The following is a 17,606-nucleotide window of genomic DNA, read 5'->3' as shown; positions in this document are numbered from 1 at the left end:
GCAGAAAAGATCGCGGGGCGAAAGGGCTGAAAAGGGGCGCACCCGGGTGGCATGCGCAAGCCGCGACACCCGGCGAAAGAATGCCCGGATTCTAGCAAGCCGCGCACGCATCGCCGGAACGACGAAGGGGATGCCCGCATTGCAGCCATCCCCCTTTCCTCGCTGCGACGGATTCTCGGCGACCCGCGCACCGCAGCGCGACACGCCCCCCCCCCCCGCGCCTCGTCCCCTTGCATCCCGAATCGTGCTTCTGCATCACCCCCGGACGCGCGCCTTCTCCGGGTCATAGTGCGAGAACCGTACCTGCTTCGCGTGGATGCGTTTCTGGTGGCCGTCGAGCTTGCCGATCTCGACCGTGGCACCCGGTTCGGCAGCCGACACGTCCAGCCGCGCCAAGGCGATCGTCTTGCCGAGGATGGGCGAACGGGTCGTGCTGGTGATCTGGCCGATCTGTGCGCGACCGTTGTAGATCGGGTCGCCGTGCGCCACCAGCTCGCTGCCTTCGATGTCCAGACCGACCATGACGCGCGCCGGGTGGGCCTTGCGGCGCTCGAGCGCGGCCTTGCCGACGTAGTCGTCTTCCTTGTCGGCCGCCACGGCGAAGCCGATGCCGGCTTCGAACGGATCGGTCTGGTCGCAGAAATCGTACTCGGCGAACATCAGCCCGGCTTCGATGCGCAGCATGTCGAGCGCGGCCAGACCCATCGGCGCGATGCCGTAGGGCTCGCCGGCGCGGGCCACCGCGTCCCACACCTGCACGGCGTGCTTCGGATGGCACCACACCTCGTAGCCCAGTTCGCCGGTGTAGCCGGTGCGCGACACGACGACCGGGCAGCCGTCGATCTTGCCGACCGAGAAGCGGAACCACTTCAGTTCATCCATCGAAGCGCTGGTCGGCGGCGTGACCACGATGTCGCGCAGGATGTCGCGCGACTTCGGTCCCTGCACCGACAGGTTGTGCAGCTGGTCGGTGGATGAACGCACCCAGGCGCGCAGGCCGTGCTGCGCCGCCAGTTCGCGCAGCCACACGCCGCACCAGTCGTCGCCGCACACCAGGCGGAAGTTGTTCTGCGCCAGGCGGAACACGGTGCAGTCGTCGATCATGCCGCCGTGTTCATGGCACAGCGCGGCATAGACGATCTGGCCGACCGCCAGCTTGCGGATGTTGCGCGTGGTGGCCCGCTGCAGCAGCGCTTCGGCGTCCGGGCCGGTGATTTCGAACTTGCGCAGCGCCGACAGATCGATCATCGCGGCGCGCTCGCGGCAGGCCCAGTACTCGTCGATCGGGCCGTTGGCGGCGAACGAGGTCTGCAGCCAGAAGCCGCGGTACTCGACCATGTTGCGGGTGAGCGCGGACGTGCGGGCGTGGAAGCCGGATTCGCGCGTCAGTCTGGGGGTGGCGTCGGGCGTCATGCGGTGTGCGATCCCTTTGGAAAAGTTGTTCGAGGCGTCATACACCCGCACGTGGATGTCGGTCGGATACCAGCCATTGGCCGGATCGATGTCATCGGGGCAGGACGACGAGGCGCAGACCAGATCGGTCAGCGCGCGCATCAGCACGTAATCGCCGGCACGCGACCACGGCTCGTCGAGACCGATGCTGTCGTCGTGATTGACGATGGTGTTGTAGAAGAAGTTGATCGCCGGCCAGCCGGCCCGGCGCGCCACGCCCAGCGGTTCGAGCGCGTTGTTGAAGTTGTCGCTGCAGTTGGCGTGACCGGGGTAGCCCATGTCGTCGTAGTACTTGGCGCTGCAGGCGAGCATGAAGGTATCGTGCCGGCCGACGGTGTCGCGCACCACTTCGACCAGTGCCACCTGCCGCTCGTCGTAATACTTCGACAGCAGGCCGGGCCCCGGACTGGCGGTGCCGGTCAGCGTGCGCGTGGTGGTCGGGTCGAGGTCGTATTCCTGACCGCGCGCGAGTGCTTCGGCGTCGAAGGCGAGGAAGTCGGAGCACTGCCGGCCATCGACGTCGATCACCTGGATGTAGTCGCCGGCCTTCACGCGGTAGGCGTGCGCCGTGCCGGCCGCGACCCGCAGGTCGAGCACCGGTTCGGCCAGCGGCGGCGGCGCCTGACCGCTGAGCGGCTCGGCGCGGACGATGTCGGCGATCAGTTCGGTCGGCGCGTCCTGCGCATCGGGCGTCATGTCGGTGCCCGGCGCGTGCAGCAGGCAGCGCAGGGCGCCCGGTGCGGTGAAGTCGCATCGCGCGCCGGGCAGGCTGTCGGCGCCGAACAGGCGGGCGCGCAGCAGACGCCAGCCGGCGGGCGCGCCGTGCATCAGCGCAGCGGCCGGTGTGCCGGCGGCATCGACCGCGTCGAGTGCGACGCCCGGCAGCATGGCGGCCGCGAGGCCGGCCGGCCCGGCGAGATAGAGGTCACCGGGCTGCAGGCCTTCGGGATCGATCAGCGTGACCCGGTCGCCGGCTGCCAGGTCGAACGCGACCGTGGCACCGCCGGGTGCGACATGACGGACATGCGCCGGACGCGGACGGGCGGAGATCGACGGGTTGAAAGAAGGTTCGACTATCGTGTTCATCAGATGCGGTCACCCGCAGTCCGGCGCCGTGCTGCAGGGGCGCGACGGACCGCAACGGGGTTCATCGGATGCGGGCTCATCTGCGTTGATGCCGCCCGCACGCTGCAGCAGGTCAGGCGTGTTCCTGGTCGGCCGGTTCGTTCAGGTAGGCCTCGAGCGAATCATCGAGCGCTTCGAGCCATGACGTGTGGTGCGGCGTCGCCATGGTGCCGGTCATCAGGGAAGCGTAGCACTTGTTCCGGTAGCCCATGATGTCCTCGTACTTGTCGTTCTTCCACTCGAGGAAGGTCTTGTTGACCGCGGCGATATCGAAGCTCGGGTAGTCGGTGGCGTCGATCAGCTGGCCGATGTACTTGCCCTGGAATTCGAACATTTCCTGCGCCGTTTCGAGCGTCAGTTCCTCTTCGCGCCAGGCCATGTCTTCGGCGTGCATGGCTTCCGGCGACGGCAGCGGAATGCGGCCGAGCATGACGTCGCGTGCGTACCAGGCCTGGGCGTCGAACATGTTGAAGCTGTACCACTGGTCCTGCATGCCGAGATAGATCAGCGCCGGGTTCTCTTCCCAGAACACGCCCTTGTAGAGGTTCAGCGGCCACAGGCGGTTGTCGGTCTTCAGGCGCAGCTCTTCCGGCAGGAAGGGGAAGTGGTGCTTGTAGCCGGTGCACAGGATGACCGCGTCGATGTGCTTGCTGCTGCCGTCGGCGAAATGGGCCATATGGCCGTCGACGCGCAGCAGCTGCGGCTTTTCGTCCCAGTTGTCGGGCCACTTGTAGCCCATCGGGTTGGTGCGGTAACAGCTGGTGATCGAGCGTGCGCCGTACTTGTAGCACTGCGAGCCGATGTCCTCGGCTGAGTAGCTGGCACCGACGATGAGCACGTCCTTGCCCTTGAATTCGAGTGCGTCGCGGAAATCATGTGCATGCAGCACGCGACCACCGAAGGTTTCGAAACCCGGAAAATACGGCACGTTGGGCGTCGAGAAGTGGCCGCTGGCCACCACCACGAAGTCGAAGGTTTCCGAGTAGGTGAGGTCCTGCTCGTAGTTGTGCACGGTAACCGTGAACAGCCGGGTCGCGTCGTCCCAGGTCACGTTGCGCACCGAGGTGTTGAAGCGGATGTGCTTGCGCACACCGGCCTTCTCGACGCGGCCCTTGATGTAGTCCCACAGCACTTCGCGCGGCGGGTAGGAACCCATCGGACGGCCGAAGTGTTCGTCGAAGGTGTAGTCGGCGAACTCCAGGCATTCCTTCGGGCCGTTCGACCACAGGTAACGGTACATGCTGCCGTGCACCGGCTCGCCGTGCTCGTCCAGCCCGGTGCGCCAGGTGTAGTTCCACATGCCACCCCAGTCCGACTGCTTCTCGAAACACACCAGTTCGGGAATGTCTGCGCCCTTGGCCGCAGCAGACTGGAAGGCACGCAGCTGGGCCAGCCCGCTGGGGCCGGCGCCGATGATGGCAACACGCTTTTTCATGCTGTGGATTCCTCTTGTCAGTTCCGTTCGGGATACGGCTGCGACGGCGCCGCATGCGCCGGGTCGCCCGCCGGACGTCCGGCTTCGCGCCGTACGTCAGGTGCGGCGAATGATGCGAAGCGCGACCGGTGCGGACAATTCTCAAGAGGAGTTACCCATTAGGGGGTAGGCGCCGGCACACAGCTCCATTGAGCGTGCCGCGGAGGCGAATGGGTGCGCGAACATGGCCGACGTCGCGTGATCAACGCGCGTATCGCGGACAGGGTCCGCTCCTACGCAAGGCAACACCGTCGCGGTTTTCGTAGGAGCCTGCCCCGCAGGCGATGCGGTCTCCGAACACACGACGTCGCGTGATCAACGCTCGCATCGCGGACGGGGTCCGCTCCTACGAAAAACATCGCCAGTCGTGAAGCCATCGCGGTTTTCGTAGGAGCCTGCCCTGCAGGCGATGCGGTCTCCGAACACACGATGTCGCGTGATCAACGCTCGCATCGCGGACAGGGTCCGCTCCTACGGCGGGCGAGCGGCGTCGGGAGTCTCTTGCTGCCGTGGCGCCTTACCCATTAGTGGGTAATCCCTTGTGAGAATTGTTCGCACGGCAGCGACGTTTCAATAATCGGTCCCACATCAAGACCTCCGGGCGCACTGGCGCGACCGGCGCGTCACCCTGCAGCACCCTCATTCCCGAGCATCAACGCACGGCAACCGGTTTCCAGGCCGGCTGCCGTGACGCAAGACAGACGGACGACGTTGGGCCCGTCATCCGTCGTACAGATCGCCCGACAACCGTGGATCACAGGAGAGCACCATGCATGAACGTTTTCGTCACAAGACCCTGAGCGCGCTGCTGCTGGGCCTGCTCGTCGCACCGTTCGCGGCACAGGCGGAAGAGGCGCCGGCGCCGTCGTACACGATCAGCGCCAACGTGGGCGTGTTCTCGCAGTACATCTTCCGCGGCATCAGCTACACGCAGGAAAAGCCGGCCGTGCAGGGCGGCTTCGATGTCGCGCACGAGAGCGGGCTCTACCTCGGCGTGTGGGGGACCAACGTCAGCGATCTGGCGCTGTCGAACGCGACCGGCGAGATCGACGTGTATGGCGGCTTTGCGAAGACGGTGGACGACTTCACCTTCGATGTCGGCTTCCTGCAGTTCATCTTCCCCGGCGGCAAGTACGATCCGTCCGGCGAAAGCCTGAACACGCTGGAGCTGAACGCCGCTGTGACCTGGAAGTTCATCCAGCTGAAGTACTCGTACGCGGTGACCGACTACTTCGGTTTCAGCAAGAAGGCTTTCGGCGCCGATTCGGACGGCTCGGACTATCTGGAAGCGAACGCGAATTACGAGTTCATGCCGGGCTGGATCGCCAATCTGCACGTCGGTCACCAGAAGGTGAAAAATTACGACGACTACGACTTCACCGACTGGAAGGTCGGCGTGACGAAGAACTTCGACGGGGGCTGGCAGGCGGCGGTCGCCTACATCAACACCAATGCGGACAGTAACTTCTACACCATCTGCGACAACGTCGGCGGCGCGGCAACGCGCTGCAAGGACACCGGCGACAGCAAGTGGCTGCTGTACGTCAAGCGCACGTTCTGATGACCGAAGGGCTGCCGCGATGCAGCCCTCTTCGCATAAAGGGGATATGACATGAGCAGCAATGCGGATGTGATCGGAGCGGCGCCGGTGCGGTCAGCCAGCCGCGCCGAAAGTGCTTCACTGCACCGGAAGATCGACTGGACCGGTGCGTTCTGGGTGGCCAGCGGGGTACCGGCGCTGGTGCTGTTTTCCATCGGCGCCATCGCCGCCACCGTGGGCAAGCCGTCGTGGATGGTGTGGGCGCTGTCGATCGGCTTCGGCTTCATACAGGCCTTCACCTACGCCGAGATCGCCGGCCTGTTCCCGCACAAGTCGGGTGGCGCGTCGGTCTATGGTGCGGTGGCGTGGGTGCGTTACAGCAAGATCATTGCGCCGGTGTCGGTGTGGTGCAACTGGTTTGCCTGGTCGCCGGTGCTGGCCATCGGCTCCGGGCTCGCAGCGGGCTACATACTGGGTGCGCTGTTCCCGGCCGACGCGGCGATCAACACCTGGCAACTGACGCTGGTCGATCTGGGTTTCATCAGGTCCGGGCTCGAGCTGCGTATCAACGCGACCTTCCTGGTCGGTGTCGTGCTGCTGCTGGCGGTGTTCGGCGTCCAGCACGGTGGCATCCTGCGCTCGGCGCGCACGACCATGGTGCTCGGCATCACGGCGCTGATTCCGCTGATGCTGATCGCGCTGGTACCGCTGCTGTCCGGCGACATGCCGTCGGCCCACTTCTCGCCGATGGTGCCCATCGCCTGGGAAAACGGGCTGGTGGTCGATGGTTCATGGAACATGGCGGGCGTCACGCTGATGGCCGGCGGCCTGTTCATCGCCGCGTGGTCGACCTACGGCTTTGAAACGGCGGTCTGTTACACGCGCGAATTCAAGGACCCGAAGAAGGACACCTTCAAGGCGATCCTGTTCTCCGGTCTGCTGTGCATCGTCGTGTTCACGCTGGTGCCGCTGGCCTTCCAGGGTCACCTCGGTCTGGGTGAAGTGGTCACGCCGCCGGTGGTCGAGGCGGATGGCACGGTGTCCTCGCCCGCGGTCTACAGCGGCATGCTCGCACCCGACGTGTACAGCGGCATGGGTGTGGCCAACGTGATGTCGCACATGGTGGGCGGCGGCGAAATGGTGGCGAACGTGCTGGTGGTCATGCTGGTGCTGGCGGTGCTGCTGTCCATCATGACGTCGATGGCGGGTTCGTCGCGCACGCTGTATCAGGCGTCGGTCGACGGCTGGCTGCCGCGCTATCTGTCGCACGTCAATGAACATGGCGCGCCGACGCGCGCGATGTGGACCGACCTCGGCTTCAACCTGATCCTGCTGATGCTGTCGGACTACGTGTTCGTGCTGGCCTGCTCCAATGTCGGCTACATCATCTTCAACTTCCTGAACCTGAACTCCGGCTGGATCCATCGCATCGACCGCCCGGACTGGGAGCGTCCGTTCAAGGCACCGAACATCATCCTCGGCATCGGTGTCGTGCTCGCCTTCGTCAATCTCGCACTGATGGGTCTGGGTGCCGACATCTACGGCGCAGGCACGCTGACTGCCGGTCTGGTGTTCGCGTCGCTGATCATTCCGGTGTTCCTGTATCGCCATTACGTGCAGGACAAGGGGCAGTTTCCGGATGCGATGATCGAGGACATGCACCTGAATGACCAGTTGCCGTCAGGCGGCAAGCGCGCCGGGGTGCTGCCCTACGTGACGCTGGCAGCGGGCGTGGTGGTGGTGGTGGTGTCGCACAGCCTGGCCGTGTATTGAGTACTCGCCAGCGGTTGTGCTGAACAGCCGGCAGCGGCAGCCCATGGGCTGTCGTCTGCCGGTTTTCCATTCAGGGTCCGGCCGGCACCAGACGGCGCCGCGCGCCTCAGTCGTGAGCGGCCACCCGCCGGAACTGCGGGTTCTGCAGCGCCCACACGGCCGCCTCGAGACGGCTTTTCATGTTGAGCTTGCTGAGCACGTGCTTGATATGCACCTTCACCGTCGCATCGGAAATGCCGAGCACGCGCGCGATTTCCTTGTTGCTGCGCCCGTCCGACAGCAGGCCGAGAATTTCGCGCTCTCGTTCAGTCAGATCGGCGTGACTGGCGGCTGGCGGCGCGTTCAGCGCATGGGCGAGCAAGCCGGCGACACTGCCGTCGAGCACCACGGTGCCGGCCACCGACTGCTTGATGCGCTGACACAGCTCTTCCGGTTCCATATCCTTCAGCAGATAGCCGTCGGCACCGGCCTTCATCGCATCCAGCACGTCGCGTTCGTCATCGGACACGGTCAGCATGACGCAGCGGCCGCGCAGGCCCGCCGCCTTGAGCCGGCGCAGCGTTTCGATGCCATTCACCGACTTCATGTTGAGGTCGATCAGGATCAGGTCGGGATCCGTCTCGGCGGCCAGCGCGATACCGCTCACGCCGTCGCTGGCTTCGCCGGCCAGTTCGAGTTCGTCATCGGCGCGCACCAGCTGGGCCACGCCCTTGCGGAACAGCGGATGATCGTCGATCAGCAGGATGCGTATGCTCATGTCGTCACTTCGGAAAGAATGTCGGCCGGCAGCTTCTGCGGCGCAAAGGCCAGCTGCACCCGGGTGCCGCCACCCGGTCGGTGTACCACGGATACCTCGCCACCGAGCGAGCTGGCGCGCTCGCGCATGATGGACAGGCCATAGTGGTTCGTCTCTGCATAGGGGTTGGTCAGGCCGCGGCCGTCGTCATCCACGATGGCGGTGAGCAGATGTCCGGGCCCGTAATGCATGCTGATCCAGACATGGTAAGCCCGCGCATGGCGCACCGTGTTCGACACCGCTTCGCGGATGACCTGCATGACGTGAAACTCCTCGTTCACGCCAAGCTGGCATCGGCCCAGATCGTGCACGAAACTGATGTCGAGACCGCTGCGCTGCGCGAACTCGTCGACCGTGGCCTGCACCGACGACAGCAGGCCGCCCGGGCCCATGCGCACGCGGAAGGCGGCGATCAGGTCACGCACCTCGCGGTAGGCGGCCGACAGCCCCTCGCGCAGTTCGCGCGCGGCCTGCGCGACATCGGCCGGGTGCTTTTCGCGATCGAGACCGCGTTGCAGCCGGGCCACCTGGATCTTCATGTAGGCGAGCGACTGCGCCAGCGAATCGTGCAGTTCGCCGGCGATCGCCGTGCGTTCCTCCATCAGTGCCACCCGCCTTTCCTCCTGGCTGCGGCTCACGCCGGACAAGGCAAGTGCGGCCAGATGAGCGAAGCTTTCGGCCAGCTTGACCTGCGGGTCATCGACCCGCGCATGCTCGGGAAATTCGGCCACCAGCGTGCCGAGCGCCAGATCGCCGCGGCACACCGGCAGCACCAGCGAACAGGTCGGCCCGGTTGCGCCCGCCGGCACCACGCGCGCGGTGATTTCTCGCGCCGCCGGCTGGTCGGCCAGCTGAGCCAGAATGGCCGGCTCGCCATGGGTCGCCAGAACGGCGTCGGCACCCAGTGCCTGCCGCGCGACCATGCCCAGGCTGAGCGCGACGGTGCGCGCACCGAGCGCAGATTCCAGCTGGGCGAGGCCGCCGAGCAGGCTGAACGCCGACACTTCGCTGTTGGTGAAGGTGCGCGCCACCTGATGCAGCGTCTGCAGTTCCAGTGCCTTGCGCCGCAACTGTTCGGCCGTGACCTGCTGGCGCCAGCTCACTTCTGCCTCCAGTCCGGCCTGGCGCGCCGTCAGTTCGGCCAGGCTTTCGACCAGCCGTTCGATTTCGTCGCGCCCGCGCGCGCGGCTGCTTTCCGGCATCAGGCTCAATGCGGCCTCGCTGCGGCACACGAGCAGTCGATACGCCCGGTGCGCGATGAGCGTGCAACCGACGATGATGGCGAGCAGGCACAGCCCCTGCAGCAGCAGCATCACGGCCACCCGTTCCAGCAATGCACGCTCGACGCCGGCCACCACCTCGCACAGCGCCCCTTCGGCCGCCGCAGGCGCCGCACACAGTGCGACCATGCGGCCGAAAATCTGCGAAAACTGCCGTTCGACTTCGACACTGCCCCAGAAGGCCAGCGCCGCGCACAGCGCGCAGCCGGCCAGCATGACCGTCAATCCGGTATACAGCGGGTAACGCCTGCCGGCGCCTGAAAGGAAACGAATCACGATGGCCCTGTATCTGTTTTCCGCGTGGACGCTCGCCCTGATGTTTGCGGCCGTGGTCGGCACCTGGCACGGCGGCCACGCGGCCTACGGCCTGCCTGCCGCGGTCGGACTGGGCGGACTGCTGCTGGTGCTGATGTTGCGGCGACAGACATGGTCCGACGCGCCACTTCGCCGGCGCCCCGATGCCACCGCGCAACAGACGCAGTGGGCGGGTGAACTGTGCCACAACATTTCATCGCCCTCGGTCACGATAGAAGGACCGACCATCAGTTTCGCCAACCAGGCTTTTCTCGCGCTGCTTGACTACCGCGGGCGTGCCGACGAAGTGGTCGGGCTGCCGTTCACCAACCTGCTGCATCCGGTCGATCATGCCCGCTTCGCTGCGCTGGTCGCGATCGCCGCCGGCAGCAATCCGACGGCGGCCGAAAGCATGCTGCGCATGGTCAGCGCCACCGGTCTGCCGGTGAAGCTGCACGCCAGCATTTCGCCACTGCCGGCGGTACCGGGCAGCCTGCTGATCCAGTTCAGCCCGGATGCCGCGGCCGTGCCGGCGCGCGACGACAGCGAACATGACATGCCGGTGGTGCTGGACCAGATCGATCTGGTGCTGTTCAAGACCGATACCGAAGGCCGCATCGCCTACCTGAATCGCGCCTGGGAGCGGCTGACCGGTCGCAGCGTTGCCGACAGCCGCGGGCGGCTGCTCAGTGCGGCCGTGCACCCGGAAGAGCGCGACGGGGTGGAAAAATCGCTGCTGTCGGTGGCCAGCGGCCAGCTCGACCAGCTGGTCAGCGAAGTGCGTCTGGTCGCCGCCAGCGGCAACGTGTTCTGGGTCATGCTGCGCGCACAGTCATGCACCCTGCCGGACGGCGATCTGGCCGGTGTGGTCGGTACGCTGACCGAGGTCACACGGCGGCGCCGCAGCGAGGAACTGGGCTCCAGCCGGCGCTATCTGAATACGCTGCTCGCCAATGTGCCGGGCATGGTGTATCGCGGCCGCAACGATCCGGACTGGACCATGGAATTCGTCAGCGACGGCTGCGTCGACCTGACCGGCTACGAGCCCTGGGAACTGGTCGACAACCGCCGCGTGGCCTTCGGCAGCCTGATTCACCCGGAAGACCGCGAATTCGTCTGGTCGCAGGTGCAGGCCAATCTGGCGCAGCACAAGCCGTATCAGATTTCCTACCGGATCGCCGACGTCAATGGCGTCTATCTGTGGGTGTGGGAACAGGGGCGCGGCGTGTTCTCGTCGCAGGGCGAATTGCTGGTGATCGAAGGCTTCATCACCGACGTGAGCGAGCGGCGCGGCGCCGAGGAACGCGCCCGTCGACGCATGTGGTTCGAAGCCCGAACCGGCATGACCAGCCGGCCCATCTTCGACGCGCTGCTGGCGTGGACGCTGCACCAGTTCCAGGTCAGCGGCGCCCCGTTCGCGCTGCTGTGGGTCGATGTGTTCGGCATGGAAGAACTGGTGCCGCACTACAGTCAGGAAGTGTCCGAACAGGTGCTGGCCGAGGTGGCGCGGCGCTTCCGTCCGGTCAGCTATCCGGGCGCCGCGGTCAGCTATCTGGAAAAGCACCAGTTCGCGGTGCTGCTGACCGACTTCCGCGCCGGTCAGGCGGCGCGCGAACTGGCTGGCTCCAACGAACTGATTCCGGCGGTATCGAAACTCGCGGCCCGCCTGATGCAGGAACTGACCGCGACGCTGCGCGTGGGCGACAGCGAGGTCGTGATCGCCGCAGCGGCCGGCATCGCGCTGGGCGACGCGCGCTATATCGGCATCGAATCGATGTTCGAAGCCGCGCGCCGCGCCGCGACCCAGGCGGTCGAACTGGGTTCCGGGCACTGCGAATTCGCCGACGAGTAGGCATGCCGCCGGCCGGTTGCCCATGACGGATGCAGGCACGCGGTACGGCGCATGTCAAAACGATGGCTCAACGTTCGCCGAGCAGCGACTGCACCGCAGCGGCACACGCTTGCGGCGCTTCCATCGGTACCAGATGGCCGGTGTCCAGTTCGCGCCAGTCGCGGCCCCAGAAGGCGCGGTTGGCGTCGCGCCCGGCGAGGCGCAGCTCTTCTGACTGGCTGCCGGCGACGAAACCGATGGGCGTGCCGCGCCGGCGCAGCGTGCGCACGGCACGCAGGGCCGCACGGTGCGCCAGCGTGGCGTAGATGTCGCGCTCGGCTTCGCGCGCAATGGTCAGCGTGACACCACCGCCGGGGTGATCGGTCAGCGCGGCGGCCAGGAAATCGTCGAGCACGCCGGGCGCCCAGCGCTGCACGAAAGGTTTGTCCGCCAGATGTCGCCGCGCGTCCTCGCGCGATGGCCAGTGCATGCGCCGGCGGGCGGCAATCGGCGCCGGACCCACCTTGCGCGACAGGCCGCTGGCATGTGATGCCGTCAGCACTGCGCCGCGCCAGCCGCCGACCAGCGGCGCATCGATCAGAACGACCTGCGCCACGCGCAGCGGCCGGCGCGCGGCGGTCATGGCGGCGAGATAGCCGCCCATCGAATGGCCCACCAGCGCGAGCGGTTCATCCGGTAGCGCGTCGACCCGGACCAGCACCTGCGTCAGCAGGTTGCGCCAGCCGCGGCCGGGGCCGGGGCCGTGCGCGGCGGCGATCACGTCGATTGCATCGACCGGGTGGTGGCGCGCCAGTGCAGCGAGAAACTGGCGGTACACGCCGGCCGGGTAGCCATTGGCGTGCAGGAACAGGACAGGTTGGGCGAGCGGCATGGCGCGAAGAAGAATACGCCGCGCACCGGGTCCGCGTGGCGCGATACCCGTTGTGCGCAATGCTGTTGAGTCAAGTCAATGCGTCAGGCGCGCCCGAGGCGCACACTGGCTGCAATCACTCACTACCGGAAGGAAGCAATCATGAACAGGATCTGGGCCGCTCTGGCACTTTCCGCGTTGTCCTGTACGACCGCATGGGCCGACGCCGCGTCGGGCCATGCCGGTTCGGCGCATCCGGCCGACGCGCTGAAGGACACGGCGCCGGCCAACGTCGGCAGCAAGCCGGCATTGCCGCCCGGCGTCACCCCGTCGACGCGCAAGGTGCACGCCGGCCATGAACACCCGGTGATCGAAGGCCATGATCACGAACAGCCGAGCGCCACGGAAATGAAGCCGGCGCTTCCGCCAGGCGTCAAGCCTTCAACCCGCAAGGTGCATGCCGGGCAGGAGCATCCGACGATCGAAAGCCACGACCATGTGCAGCCGAGTGCCACTGAAATGAAGCCGGCGCTGCCACCAGGCGTGAAGCGCTGACGCAGCGCGGCAGAGCTCAGTCGGCGCTGCGGCGTTCGGCGTCGATCAGTTCGCCGCGCCGTGCGGGCGATACATCCAGTTGCGCCAGCACGTGATCGCCCAGCTGGAGCGCCGCTTCCAGTGCCTCCGGAATGACTTCGCTGGCCCCCACTGCCCGCAGTTCGGCCGCATGTGCGCCATCGCGCGCCCGGGCGATCAGCGGCAGCGCCGGGAATTCGGCGTGCAGGCTGCGCACCACGTGCCGGGCCGCGGCGGGATCATCCATCGTGACGACCAGCGCGCGGGCCCGACCGGCGCCCAGATGATGCAGCAGTGACGGGCTGCCGGCGTCGCCGACGATCACCGTCCGACCTTCTGCATGATGGCGCGTCGCCGCGGCGACGTGCCGTTCGATGGCGACCCACGGAAGTCCGGCGCGGTCGAGCACACGTGCCACCCGCTGGCCGACCCGGCCGAAGCCGGCGATGATGACCACATCGTCCTGCGCGGGCAGGCTTCGCGCGGCTGCACCTTCGTCCGCCGTGTCGGCAGCGCGATCGAAGCGCCGGTGCAGCGCACGACCGGCCTTTGCCGCAAGTGGCGTCATGAACATGCTCAGCGTGGCCACCAGCAACATGAAATTGCCGGTACGGCTATCCAGCAGACCGGTGCCAAGCGCGATGCCGATGACGATCAGCGCAAATTCGCCGGCCTGACCGAGCAACAGCGCCGCCTCGGCCGCGTCACCGCGTGCCAGGCCGAACAGGCGGAACAGTGTAAAGAGCACGGCGCTTTTCAGCGCGTACAGGCCGATCACCGAGCCCACCAGCCACAGCGCGTCGGCGGCCACGGTTATCAGATCGAGGCTCATGCCGACCGACACGAAGAACAGCCCCATCAGCAGACCCTTGAACGGTTCGATGGCCTGCAGCGCGGCATGGCGGTATTCGGTTTCGGACAGCATCAGCCCGGCCAGGAAGGCGCCGAGCGCCATCGACAGCCCGGCACGGCCGGTCAGCGCGGCTACGCCGAGCGCAGCGAGCAGTGTCAGCGCCATGAAGCTGTCGGCCTGCGTGGTGACCGACACGCGGCGGAACAGCGGTGTCAGCACGACCCGCCCGAGCAGCAGGATCAGCGCCACCGCCAGTGCGGCTTTGGCCAGCGCGGTCAACAAAAGCCACACGAAGCCGCTCGCCGTGCCGCCCGCGCCGTCACCCGCCATCAGGCCGAGCAGGATGAGCAGCGGAACGAAGGCGATGTCCTGCAGCAGCAGCACCGCGAAACTCGTGCGACCGACCGTCGAGCGCGTCTGACCCGCCTCGTCGAGCAGTTGCATCACCACCGCGGTGGATGACATCGCGAGGCCGAGGCCGAGCACCAGCGCCGTCTCGTGGCCGTGGCCGAACGCCAGCGCGATGCCGGCGATCAGCGCGCCGGTGCCCAGCCACTGCGCGCTGCCCACGCCCAGCACCCAGCGACGCAGCGACCACAGCTGGCGTGCCGACAGTTCGAGGCCGATGACGAACAGCATGAACATGACGCCCAGTTCGGCCAGACCCCGCACACCCTCGCCGTCGGCGATGGTGAGCGCACCCAGCCAGGGCTGGTCAGCGGCCAGCCGGCCCAGACCATACGGACCGACCAGCGCGCCCGCGCACAGGAAGGCCACCACCTGGCTCACCCGTGCGCGTGCCAGCAGCGGCATCACCAGACCGGCAATGGCGAGAAACAGCAGCAGCGGCTGCAGGTGGGGCAATCCGGCGTGGGCGTCCATCCGTCAAGGGTGCATCAGGTGCGGCCGGATCGCATTGATACAGGTCGTTCAGTCAGCGGGCGCGTACACGTTGCTGAGCGTGCCGACCCCGCTGACGGTCACTTCGACCGTGCTGCCCGGTTTCATCGGCAGCACGCCGACCGAGGTGCCGCAACAGATCACGTCGCCGGGCAGCAGCGTCATGTCGCGCGAAATCATCGCCACCAGCTTGACCGGCGGAATGATCATGTCGGACACCGGATAGCGCTGGCGCTCGCGCCCGCCGACCGTGGTGACCACTTCGGCATCGGCCGGCAGCGCATCGGTTTCGATGACCGGACCGAAACAACCGAAACCGTCGAAACTTTTGGCACGCGTCCATTGCGCGAACGACGGATCCTTGTCCACCAGTTCCAGCGCGCTCACATCATTGACGCAGGTGTAACCGAAGATGGCGTCGGCGGCCTGCGCCTCGTCCAGGTTGCGTGCCACCTTGCCGATGACCACGCCCAGCTCACCCTCGTAGAACACGCGACCGTCGAAGGCCAGCGGTTTCGGAATCGGCTGGTGGTGCCAGTTCAGCGCAGTCGGCGAACGCACGAGGAACAGCGGCTCAGCCGGCACGCTGCCACCGGCCTTCTGCACGGCCGCGTGGAAGTTGTTCACGATGATGATCATCTTCGACGGCACGCACGGCATCAGCCATTCGACGCTGGCGAGCGGCACGGTTTCACCGGTCACGCGCGGCGCGCCGAACAAATCGCCATCGAGCAGTTCGACCCGTTTGTCGACCCCATCGCCGGCGATGCGGCCCAGCCGTTCGGCGCCCTGATGGCGCACACGCAGGTATTTCATTGTTGCATCCTGGAGTCGGACGGAAAATCAGCGAAATCAGGGGCGCAGGCGCGCCGCCACATCGACCAGACGCAATGCGGTGCGGTCCAGCATCTGCTGCAGACGCTCGTCGGCCAGGCGGCCTTCGGGTGTGAAGGCCGAGGACGCTCCGCCGACGGCCACTTGCTCCGACAACACCAGCGCACCGACCGACTGCAGCACCGCACGCAGATGCACCAGGCCACGCAGGCCGCCCAGCGCACCGGGGGAGGCGGCGGCGAGCGCGGCCACCTTGCCGGCATACGGCACCGTACCGGCTTCGTCGCCGGCCGGGCGGGAAATCCAGTCCAGCGTGTTTTTCAGCACCGCACTGAACGAACCGTTGTACTCCGGCGACGCGATGAACAGGCCATTGTGCGACTTGAACAGTTCCTTCAGCGGTCGCACCCCCAGCGGCAGGCCGGCCGACGCTTCGAGGTCGCCGTCGTACAGCGGCAACGGATGGTCGCGCAGGTCCATGAAGGTGGCTTCACCGCCCGCCTCTTCGACTGCACGAGCCGCCGCCAGCGCAAGCTGACGGTTGAACGACGCCTCGCGTGTGCTGCCGGCAAAACACAGGATGCGTGCCTTCATGCCTTCTTCCTCGGAACTGTTGCGGACGACTGCCAGACTTTTGCTGTTCGGGTTGTTCATGGGGAATCCAGCCAGTCGATGATGGGTTGCCACTGTTCGCGGTCGGTCTGCGCGCGCGAGCGGGACAGGTCGAAAATGCTCATGCCGTGCGCAGCGGTTTGTACATATAGCTGCGAATTGCGCAGATAGCCCAGCACCGGCAAATCGAGCCCGGCGCAGAAACGCTCCAGTTCCTGCGCCGCGCGCGTGCGCGTGTCGACCCGCATGCCGACGATGCCGATGCGCACCCGCGCCGAGCTGATGCGCTTGTGCTGCGCCAGCTCATTCAGGAATTCACCGGTGGCGAGGATATCGAAGATCGACGGCTGCACCGGCACGAGAATGCGGTCGACGCTGCGCAGCATGGTTTCGAGCCGCTTTCCGCGCAGGCCGGCCGGCGTATCGATGACGACATGGGTGGTGCCGCGCGGCGGGCGGGCCGGCAGATCGGGCTCGATGTCCCAGCCGGAAATGGGCGCCAGCAGCGGTGAGCGCAGTGCCAGCCAGTGGCGCGCCGACTGCTGGCGGTCGATGTCACCCAGCATCACGCGGGCACCCTGGGTGGCGTAGTGCGCCGCGACGTTGGTCGCCAGCGTGCTCTTGCCGGCACCGCCCTTGGGGTTCGCAACCAGTACGCTATACATGCAGCGGCCTCAGGAAAGTACGCTCAGGAAAGTACGATCTCCCGCGCGAACTGGCCGCCGGGCTGTGAATGCAGGGTCCAGAACGCGTCGGCCACGCGGGCCGAATCGAGCAGGCTGCCTTCGCGCAGCACACCGGCGATCGTGACGATGGCGGCATGCACGCCGGCCGGCGACAGTTCCTGATGCAGGCTGAACACCAGATTGCGCAGCGCGGCCTTCTGCACCGACAGCGAAGCCGCCGCGGCGACCGGTTCCATCGCCAGTCCGCCGCCGGTGAACAGGATGCTGCCCTGACCGGCTGCACGCATCGCCGGCAGCACGGCACGCGCGGCGATCAGCGCGCCCAGTACGCCGATGCGCAGGTCGGCCGCCAGCGCTTCCGGGTCGAGCACCGACGGCGCGCTTTCGCGCGGCACCGCGGCGTTGAACACCAGCACCTCGGGCGGCGGCATCGCGTGGCGCATGCTTTCGATGGCGCACACGATGGATTCGTCGCTGCCGGCGTCGGCCACGAAGCCCTGCGCGGTCACACCACGCGCGGCCAGTTCGTGTTCATAGCGTTCGAGCTTGCCGGCATCGCGCGAAATCATCGCGACGCAATAGCCTTCGGCGCCAAAGCGCCGTGCTACCGCGGCACCGACTTCGGTTCCCATGCCGACAATGGCGCACACCTTGGATCCCATATCGTTTTTCTCCCGGCCAGCGCTGCTGTGATGCCTGTTTGGTGTCGCTG

General features: G+C 66.7%; 14 protein-coding genes. 4 read left to right on the top strand and 10 right to left on the bottom strand.

Translation table 11 applies throughout. The annotated features are described in order from the left end of the window. Positions 1-255: 255 nt before the first annotated feature. Both Q8Q80_RS17970 and Q8Q80_RS17965 read right to left on the bottom strand, forming a co-directional pair. Positions 256-2,538: a DUF1989 domain-containing protein gene (locus Q8Q80_RS17970; protein WP_305634235.1), complete on the bottom strand. Its 2,283-nt coding sequence runs from the start codon at positions 2,536-2,538 to the stop codon at positions 256-258. Positions 2,539-2,650: 112 nt separating this feature from the next. Continuing rightward, complete coding sequence (locus Q8Q80_RS17965; protein ID WP_305634234.1) at positions 2,651-4,012, bottom strand: NAD(P)/FAD-dependent oxidoreductase; 1,362 nt, start codon at positions 4,010-4,012, stop codon at positions 2,651-2,653. 808 nt (positions 4,013-4,820) lie between these two features. On the opposite strand from Q8Q80_RS17965, the gene Q8Q80_RS17960 reads away from it, so the two are divergent. Together Q8Q80_RS17960 and Q8Q80_RS17955 are read left to right on the top strand one after the other, a co-directional pair. Further along, positions 4,821-5,612: a TorF family putative porin gene (locus Q8Q80_RS17960; protein ID WP_305634233.1), complete on the top strand. Its 792-nt coding sequence runs from the start codon at positions 4,821-4,823 to the stop codon at positions 5,610-5,612. Positions 5,613-5,663: 51 nt separating this feature from the next. Continuing rightward, complete coding sequence (locus tag Q8Q80_RS17955; protein ID WP_305634232.1) at positions 5,664-7,364, top strand: APC family permease; 1,701 nt, start codon at positions 5,664-5,666, stop codon at positions 7,362-7,364. A 106-nt stretch (positions 7,365-7,470) separates the two neighbouring features. Here Q8Q80_RS17955 and narL read toward each other — a convergent pair whose 3' ends face one another. Both narL and Q8Q80_RS17945 read right to left on the bottom strand, forming a co-directional pair. Further along, the gene (gene narL, locus Q8Q80_RS17950; RefSeq protein ID WP_305634231.1) at positions 7,471-8,121 is read right to left on the bottom strand and encodes a two-component system response regulator NarL; all 651 of its coding nucleotides are present in this window, start codon (positions 8,119-8,121) and stop codon (positions 7,471-7,473) included. Further along, positions 8,118-9,656: a histidine kinase gene (locus tag Q8Q80_RS17945; RefSeq protein ID WP_305634230.1), complete on the bottom strand. Its 1,539-nt coding sequence runs from the start codon at positions 9,654-9,656 to the stop codon at positions 8,118-8,120. The genes narL and Q8Q80_RS17945 overlap by 4 nt, the downstream gene beginning before the upstream one ends. A 61-nt stretch (positions 9,657-9,717) precedes the next feature. Here Q8Q80_RS17945 and Q8Q80_RS17940 point away from each other — a divergent pair, with 61 nt between their 5' ends. Further along, positions 9,718-11,586: a PAS domain-containing protein gene (locus tag Q8Q80_RS17940; RefSeq protein ID WP_305634229.1), complete on the top strand. Its 1,869-nt coding sequence runs from the start codon at positions 9,718-9,720 to the stop codon at positions 11,584-11,586. A 67-nt stretch (positions 11,587-11,653) separates the two neighbouring features. On the opposite strand, the gene Q8Q80_RS17935 is transcribed toward Q8Q80_RS17940, so the two are convergent. Continuing rightward, complete coding sequence (locus Q8Q80_RS17935; protein WP_305634228.1) at positions 11,654-12,457, bottom strand: alpha/beta fold hydrolase; 804 nt, start codon at positions 12,455-12,457, stop codon at positions 11,654-11,656. Positions 12,458-12,598: 141 nt separating this feature from the next. Here Q8Q80_RS17935 and Q8Q80_RS17930 point away from each other — a divergent pair, with 141 nt between their 5' ends. Continuing rightward, positions 12,599-12,991: a hypothetical protein gene (locus tag Q8Q80_RS17930; protein WP_305634227.1), complete on the top strand. Its 393-nt coding sequence runs from the start codon at positions 12,599-12,601 to the stop codon at positions 12,989-12,991. A 16-nt stretch (positions 12,992-13,007) separates the two neighbouring features. Here the strand turns inward: Q8Q80_RS17930 and Q8Q80_RS17925 are convergent, their stop codons facing one another. Genes Q8Q80_RS17925 through Q8Q80_RS17905 form a run of 5 tightly spaced genes read right to left on the bottom strand, consistent with a single transcriptional unit; the run spans position 13,008 to position 17,556 of the window. Further along, complete coding sequence (locus Q8Q80_RS17925) at positions 13,008-14,744, bottom strand: cation:proton antiporter (RefSeq protein ID WP_305634226.1); 1,737 nt, start codon at positions 14,742-14,744, stop codon at positions 13,008-13,010. A gap of 48 nt (positions 14,745-14,792) precedes the next feature. Then, the gene (locus Q8Q80_RS17920; RefSeq protein ID WP_305634225.1) at positions 14,793-15,578 is read right to left on the bottom strand and encodes a fumarylacetoacetate hydrolase family protein; all 786 of its coding nucleotides are present in this window, start codon (positions 15,576-15,578) and stop codon (positions 14,793-14,795) included. A 36-nt stretch (positions 15,579-15,614) separates the two neighbouring features. Next, positions 15,615-16,250 carry an NADPH-dependent FMN reductase gene (locus Q8Q80_RS17915; protein WP_305634224.1) on the bottom strand — a complete coding sequence of 212 codons (636 nt, stop codon included), beginning with the start codon at positions 16,248-16,250 and terminating at the stop codon, positions 15,615-15,617. Next, complete coding sequence (locus tag Q8Q80_RS17910) at positions 16,247-16,873, bottom strand: ParA family protein (protein ID WP_257096878.1); 627 nt, start codon at positions 16,871-16,873, stop codon at positions 16,247-16,249. Before Q8Q80_RS17910 ends, Q8Q80_RS17915 begins: the two co-directional genes overlap by 4 nt. Positions 16,874-16,896: 23 nt before the next feature. Beyond that, the gene (locus tag Q8Q80_RS17905; RefSeq protein WP_305634223.1) at positions 16,897-17,556 is read right to left on the bottom strand and encodes an SDR family NAD(P)-dependent oxidoreductase; all 660 of its coding nucleotides are present in this window, start codon (positions 17,554-17,556) and stop codon (positions 16,897-16,899) included. Between the last annotated feature and the right edge of the window lie 50 nt (positions 17,557-17,606).

The sequence above is a fragment of the Methyloversatilis sp. genome (genome assembly GCF_030698125.1).
Lineage (GTDB): Bacteria > Pseudomonadota > Gammaproteobacteria > Burkholderiales > Rhodocyclaceae > Methyloversatilis.
Note: the sequence above shows the minus strand (reverse complement) of the source record. Positions and strands in the feature narration are given on the sequence as shown.